General features: G+C 66.4%; 7 protein-coding genes. 1 reads left to right on the top strand and 6 read right to left on the bottom strand.

The features are described from left to right. The coding region (locus tag HG262_RS07250) for a deoxyribodipyrimidine photo-lyase (RefSeq protein ID WP_169270371.1) at positions 1-478 on the bottom strand (478 nt) is incomplete at its 3' end. Between the two features lie 285 nt (positions 479-763). Here HG262_RS07250 and HG262_RS07245 point away from each other — a divergent pair. Beyond that, on the top strand, positions 764-2,212 hold the full coding sequence (locus tag HG262_RS07245) for a CoA transferase (protein ID WP_169270370.1): 1,449 nt from the start codon (positions 764-766) through the stop codon (positions 2,210-2,212). A 47-nt stretch (positions 2,213-2,259) separates the two neighbouring features. Here HG262_RS07245 and HG262_RS07240 read toward each other — a convergent pair whose 3' ends face one another. From HG262_RS07240 to dbpA, 5 genes are all read right to left on the bottom strand, one after another. Continuing rightward, positions 2,260-2,796 carry a peroxiredoxin gene (locus tag HG262_RS07240; protein ID WP_169270369.1) on the bottom strand — a complete coding sequence of 179 codons (537 nt, stop codon included), beginning with the start codon at positions 2,794-2,796 and terminating at the stop codon, positions 2,260-2,262. 126 nt (positions 2,797-2,922) lie between these two features. Continuing rightward, a complete protein-coding gene (locus HG262_RS07235) occupies positions 2,923-4,314 on the bottom strand; it encodes an adenylate cyclase (protein WP_169270368.1) in 1,392 nt (463 codons plus the stop codon). Positions 4,315-4,344: 30 nt separating this feature from the next. Next, positions 4,345-4,509 (bottom strand): hypothetical protein, encoded by a 165-nt coding sequence (locus tag HG262_RS07230; protein WP_169270367.1) that lies wholly within the window; start codon positions 4,507-4,509, stop codon positions 4,345-4,347. 249 nt (positions 4,510-4,758) lie between these two features. Continuing rightward, the gene (locus HG262_RS07225) at positions 4,759-5,166 is read right to left on the bottom strand and encodes a DoxX family protein (protein WP_169270366.1); all 408 of its coding nucleotides are present in this window, start codon (positions 5,164-5,166) and stop codon (positions 4,759-4,761) included. 203 nt (positions 5,167-5,369) lie between these two features. Then, positions 5,370-6,758, bottom strand: a complete 1,389-nt coding sequence (dbpA, locus tag HG262_RS07220; protein ID WP_169270365.1) for an ATP-dependent RNA helicase DbpA — start codon at positions 6,756-6,758, stop codon at positions 5,370-5,372. Positions 6,759-6,802: the final 44 nt, after the last annotated feature.

Genomic DNA, 6,802 nt, shown 5'->3' with positions numbered 1-6,802 from the left:
GTTCCCGGCAGGTGCGTGCGTACGGCGTGTAGACACGGTAGCACTCGCCTTTACCGGTCAGCACCGTGCCTGGGCGCAGCAGCGAGGCGCCGTGGTGCAGGGTCCAATCCACGCCATCCGCCTGCAGCGCCTGGGCCACCGCCGCGTCGCGGCGGCGTTCGTTGATGGCCCATTCGGTGTTGGCATGGACTTGCGCGATGGCGTGCGCCCGGCAGAAGCCGGCGATGGCACGAGGAGCCGCGTCCCAATCGGCAACCGTCAACAATTTGAGGGGAATGCCCAGCTTGCCCAGATCGCCCGCAAGCTCGCGCAGGTTGCGCAACCAGAAATCCACCTTGGCTGGCGCGTCGCCATGCCGGCGCCACTGTCCGGGCGAAGCCAGGAACAGGGCGGTGACCGTGCCATTCTCCGCGGCGGCGGCCAGTGCGGGGTTGTCGTGCAGGCGCAGATCGGTGCGCAGCCAGAGCAGCGTATTCATCCAGGGCGGTCCAGTGTGGTACAGGGCGGGATCGGCGGACTGGCGGGTCCGGGCCAGTGAGGCTGGCATTCTAGCTTGCGGTCCGGGCATGGAAGACGATGTAAAAACTACGAGTAGATGTGACGGGGGATTCGCGTCGGCAGGAGGGCGGGGTACAGGGCCAACTCGGCGCGGGTACCGTGCGGTCGCGGTCAAACCATGAAACACGCTGGCGCTGCGTACGTATTGACGGGCCTGGCCCCGCGCCATGTAATCCCATTAACGACAAGAGCAAAGTTGAACGCTATGGGAAATCTGATGGACCTCCGCCCGTCCTTTCTGAGGGGACGTACCTCCGCCGGCAAGACGTCCCGCGACGTCCTGCAGGCCCTCTGGCGTTCGCTTGACCTCCCCGACGAGTCGCTGGAGCACGTGCTGCTGACCGGCGCGGATCCGGTGGTGCCCTCGTCTTTTGCGGTCGGCGCGGCGGCGCAAGCCAGCATGGCCGCCGCCGCCCTGGCCGCAGCCGAGCTTTGGCACCTGCGGGGTGGCGCCCGGCAGCAAGTCAGCGTCGACATGCTGCATGCCGCCCAGGAGTGCCGCAGCCATTTCAAGATCAACGGCCTGACGCCCAATCCGTGGGATCCCATCAGCGGCGTGTACCGCTGTGGGGACGGGGGTTGGGTGCGCATCCATGCCAATTTTGCGCACCATCGCGACGGTGCGCTGGCGCTGCTGGGCTGTCCTATCGGCGAGGGCACCACGCGTGAAACCGTGGAGCGCGCGTTGAGCCGCTGGAAGGCGCTGGACTTCGAACAGGTCGCCGCCGATGCCGGCATGGTGGTGTCCGCCATGCGCAGCTTCGACGAATGGGACCGCCACGCGCAAGGCCAGGCCATCGCCTCCCAGCCGTTGATGACGATCGAGCGCATCGGCGAGGCCGATCCGCGGCCCCTGCCCAAATACGGCCAGGACGCCCGGCCGCTGAAAGACATCCGCGTGCTTGACCTGACCCGCATCATCGCGGGGCCGGTCTGCGGCCGCGCGCTGGCCGCCTATGGCGCCGACGTGATGCTCGTGAATTCGCCGCAGTTACCCAATATCGACAACATCATCGACACCAGCCGCGGCAAGTTGTCCGTGCTGGCCGACCTGGATACTGCGGACGGCCGCATCGCGCTGGGCAATCTGCTGCGCAGCGCGCACGTGCTGGTGCAAGGCTACCGGCCTGGCGGGTTGGCGGCGCTGGGCTTCGGCCCGCAGGACGCGGCCCGCATCCGGCCGGGCATCGTCTATGTGTCGCTATCGGCCTACGGCAACGTCGGCCCCTGGGCCAACCGGCGGGGATTCGATTCCCTGGTGCAGACCGCCACGGGTTTCAACCATGCCGAGGCGCAGGCCGCCGGCCAGGACGCGCCGAAACCGCTGCCCATGCAGATACTGGACCATGCGTCGGGATACCTGATGGCATTCGGTGCGCAAGCCGCGCTGGCGCGGCAGGCAACCGAAGGCGGTAGTTGGCATGTCCGCGTGTCGCTGGCGCAGACCGCGCACTGGCTGCGCAGCCTGGGCCGGGTGGATGGCGGGCTTGCCTGCCCGATGCCGGGATTCGAAGGCTTGCTGGAGACCGAGCCCTCGGGCTTCGGCGAATTGCTGGCCGTGCGCCATGCCGCGCGGTTCTCTGAAACGCCGGCGCGTTGGACGCGCCCGTCCAGTCCGCCTGGCACGCATCCTCCGGTCTGGCCGTTCAATTAGCAGGCCGCCAGCGCCAATCCCCGGGCGCCGCCCGGGGCGGTTGCCCGTTATTGTCTGGCCTTCCAGTCGCGCAGCGCGCGCAGGGTGTTGGCCACGTGCGAATCAGGGTTCATGTCCGTGAATTCATACAGGATCTTGCCTTGCGGCGAGATCACGTAGGACACCCGTTGCGCGTAATCGGGCCGCTTGTCATGCACGGCGTCATAGGCCTTCATGATCTTGCCGTCGCCATCGGCCGCCACGGCGAATTTGCTGCGGCATTCGCTGACCGAGAATTTGTTCAGCGTGGCGATATCGTCCGTCGACACGCCGATGATGGTGGCCCCCAACGACTTGTATTCATCCGTGGCTTCGGCGAAGTTATGCGCTTCGATCGTGCAGCCTTTGGAAAACGCGGCCGGGAAAAAATACAGCACGACCGGGCCTTGCTTCAGGGCCTCGTTCAGCTTGAAGGTGAAGACATTGCCGCCCAGCGAAGCCTGGGTGCTGAAGTCGGGCGCGGGCGCACCCACGTTCAGGGCCGCTTGGGCCGAGGTGCCGGCCAGCAGGCCGCAGAGCATCAAGCAAGAGACAAGGCGATTCATGGGAAGCTCCGGTATCGGGTGCGCCACGCGGTGGACGCGCGCGGCAAAGTGCCTACTGTAGTCCTGCCGCTTGCAGGGGTCCAGGGCCTGTGCAAGGGGCTTCTTTTAGTGTGAACGGGCCCTGGTTCAGTCGCGGTTCGGCCCGCCCCGGCCCTCGCCGCGTTGCGCTTCACGGCCGCCGCCTCCGCCGCCTTGTTGCGGCGGGCGATTTTCAGGCCGGGGAGAAGCCTGCTGGCGCGCCTGTTGCTGCGCCTGTTGCTGCGCTTGCTGCTGCGCCTGCTGGTGTTGCTGATGCTGTGGTTCCCGCGCTTGCGGTTGCTGTGAATCGCGGGCCTGCTGCTGGCGCGACTGTTGTGGCTCGCGGGCTTGCCGCGCCTGCGGTTGCTGATCCCGGCTTTGCTGCGGCCGGGCCGCCTGCTGCGCTTGTTGCTCGCGGGCCTGTTGCTGGCGAATCTGCTGCTCGCGGGCTTGCTGCTGCTGCTGCTGCTGCTGCTGCTGCTGCTGCTGCGCGCGCTGTTGCTGTTGCGGGTCCCGCCCGGGATCCCGTGCCTGCTGTGGCGCCGGCGATTGCGGGCGCGTCGTGCCCGTGACGGTTTGCCCCGGCGTCTGCTGCGGGCCGCGAGGCGGGGTGGCGTCGCCAGGCCGATTATCGCGTCCATGGTCCCGCCCGTTGCCCGGACCATTCCCGGGACCGTTCCCCGGGCGCGCATCGCCGCCAGGGCGCTGCGTGTCGGGCGCGCGGCCGTTGTTGTTGGGATGGTCGACGAACGCCTGGGGCGGACGACCCTTGTTATGTTCGTAGAACTGCGCGCGGTTGTTGCCCGCGTCGCGCACGAAGCCGCGCTGCATGTCAGTGGGCGGCGCGTGCCGGTCGTTGCGGGCGGCCAGTTCACGGGGGTCGGCGTTGCGGCGGATGCCGTCGGGACCGCCGTGGTAGCTGACGCGCCGGTTGTCCACGTTGTTGACGATGACGGTGTGGTTGTAGACATTGGTGACGCGGGTGACGTTCACATTCGTCACGGACCGGTTGTAGTAGAAGCGGTCGCGTTTCCAGTAACCCCCGACATAGCCGATGCCGACGTAGCCGAAGCCATAGTTGATACCGCCATAGAAGCCCACGTGGGGACCCCAATAGCCGGCGTTCCAGATATACAGGCCGTTCACGAATCCCCAGTACCCCGGCGTCCAGAGCGCGCCGTTGTAGGGCGCCATCACCCAGGCGCCGGGCACCCAGAAATAGCCGTAGCGGTTGCGGCTCCAATAGCCGGGCACCCACATGTAGCCGTCGGCCGGCGCGGGCGGCTGCACATAGACAGGCAGTGGCGGGGGCGGCTCGGGGCTGCGGTCCACCAGCGCCAGGTTGGCGTTGGCGGGGTCGCTGCTGTCATAGGCGGGGGCAACGGGCGCCGGTGGCGCGGGGGGCGGGGCGTAGGTCTGCGCGGCCGCGCTGGCGCAGGCCGCCAGCAGGGTTGCGGTGGCCAAGGGCCGCAAGCGGGAAATCCGGACGGAAGATGTCATGGCTGTTCCTGATCGCCTCGGTTGCGAGGGTCAATATCCGCGGTAGTAATAATGCGGTGCGGGGTACGCCGGGTAATAGTAGTGCGGCGTGTAATAGACGGGGGCCGGGCGGTAGTAGCCCGGTCGGGCCGGCACCACCACGCATCCGGTCAACGAACTGGCTATCGCCAGCACCAGCAGCAGACGCTTCTTCATGTCAGTACTCCAAACCAGCGCCGGGCGTGCGGTGCATTGCCTGATGCGCTGATACGGATTAGGCCATACCCCGGGGCGCGAGTTCGCGCCTGTAATCGTTCCGAAACAGCTTTCAGGTGACGGATGTTTGCGCTTGCGTGACGGCGCGTGTCGTTGGTATCAATCTCTGCCGGAAAAGCAACGGGGCCGCCTGAGCGACCCCGTTTTTCGTGCGTCGCGCCGTCAACCGGCGCGACGCGGTCCCACGCGTCAGTTCCAGCGGCCGCCGCTACCGGCCAGGCTGAATCGGCCGGCGCCCATGAAGGCAATGGCCAGGGCGGTGAAGAGGAACATGCCTTGCAGTTCCAGCGCCCAGCCGCCGGTGTTGGTGATGCTGCCCAGTTGGCCGGTATGGGCCAGCAGGATCGCGACCACCATGTTGATGGCGATTACCAATCCGCCAAGACGGGTGTAGACGCCGATGATGAGCAGGACTGGCGCGATGATTTCGCCGATATAGACGCCATAGGCCAGAAAGCCTGGCAATCCGTGCGACGACAGCATGCCGCTGATGCCTGTGACGCCGTTGCCCATCAATTTGGACAGGCCATGGAGCAGAATCAGAATGCCGAGGGTCAGGCGCAGGATCAGCTTGCCGGTATCGTCGGATTTGATCATGGTGAGTTTCTCTTGTGATGGTTAAGGGGACAGCGGCTCGTTGGAGCATGCCGTTGACCTTTGGTTCCACGTCCGGCGTGTCGCGATTGCCGCGGACACACCGGGCCGGGCCGGGCCATTATGGCAAAACCCCAGCAAAATCATCAAGCTTTCATCGTGGTCTTTCGACCGTTACGCCGAAAAAAACGCTGTCGCGGCAGCAATCAAAATTCTTCGAGGAACCGCATGCGGAACCGGCGGCCCTTGATGTTGCTGTTGGACACGCGCGAGAACACCTGCTTGGCGATCTGGCGGTCCAGGGCCACGTAGGAATTGAATTCGGTGATGTTGATCTTGCCGACCTGCTCGAAGGTCAGGCCGCCGTCGCCGGTCAGGGCGCCCAGCAGATCGCCCGGGCGCAGCTTGTCTTTCTTGCCACCCTGGATGCACAGCGTGACCATCGGCGCGCGCAGGGGGCGGTCGGCCTTGGGTTTCAGCGACTTGATGTCGCCCCACTTCAGGGGCGAACCCTGGTATTGCTCGACCAGATTGGCCCAGCGCATTTCGTCGGGCGAACACAGACTGAGCGCCAGGCCCTTCTGGTCGCCCCGGCCGCTGCGGCCGATACGGTGGACGTGGACTTCGGTGTCTTTGGTGACGTCCACGTTGATCACGGCGCCCAGGTTCTGGATGTCCAGCCCGCGGGCGGCCACGTCGGTGGCGACCAGCACGGCGCAGCTCTGGTTGGCGAACTGGATCAGGATCTCGTCGCGCTCGCGCTGTTCCAGGTCGCCGTTCAAGGCTTGGGCGCTGATGCCGTCGGCCTGCAGCCGTTCGACCAGATCGTGGCTGCGGATCTTGGTGTTGCAGAAGGCCAGCGTGGAGACCGGACGGAAATGCGCCAGCAGGCGGGCCACGGCGTCCAGGCGGTCTTTACCGTCGATTTCGTAGAAGATCTGCTCGATGCGGCTGGCGTCGTGCTGCGCTTCCACCTTCACCTCGGCGGGGTTGCGCAGGAAGCGGGCGCTGAGCTTGCGGATGTTGTCCGGGTAGGTGGCCGAAAACAGCAGCGTCTGGCGCTTGGTGGGGCAGTGCGAGGCGATGGCGACGATGTCGTCGTAGAAGCCCATGTCGACCATGCGGTCGGCTTCGTCCAGCACCAGCGTGGTCAAACCGGACAACTCCAGGCTGCCGCGCGTCAGGTGGTCCTGGATGCGGCCGGGCGTGCCGACGACCAGATGGGCGCCGCGCGCCAGCGATTCGGCCTGGGGGCGGGCGGCCGCGCCGCCGCACAGGGTCAGGATCTTGACGTTGGGGATCAGGCGCGCCAGCCGGCGCAGTTCCTGCGCCACCTGGTCGGCCAGTTCGCGGGTGGGACAGACCAGCAGCGCCTGGGGCGTCAACCGGCTCGTGTCCAGCTTTTGCAGCACGCCCAGGCCGAACGCCGCGGTCTTGCCGCTGCCGGTCTTGGCCTGCGCGATGATGTCGCGGCCTTCCAGGATAAGCGGCAGGCTTTGCGCCTGGATGGGCGTCATTTGCTCGAACCCCAGGCTTTGCAGGTTGTCGAGCAGGGCGGGCAAGAGGGGCAGGGTGGAGAAGGGCGTGTTGGTCACAATAGGGGGATCGCAAGAAAGCGAAAAGCGGAGTCGACCGACAG

Origin of the sequence: Achromobacter sp. Bel (assembly GCF_012928505.1) — a bacterium.
Classification (GTDB): Bacteria; Pseudomonadota; Gammaproteobacteria; order Burkholderiales; family Burkholderiaceae_B; genus Achromobacter.
The sequence above is the reverse complement of the archived record's forward strand: the minus strand, read 5'-3'. Positions and strand labels throughout refer to the sequence as shown.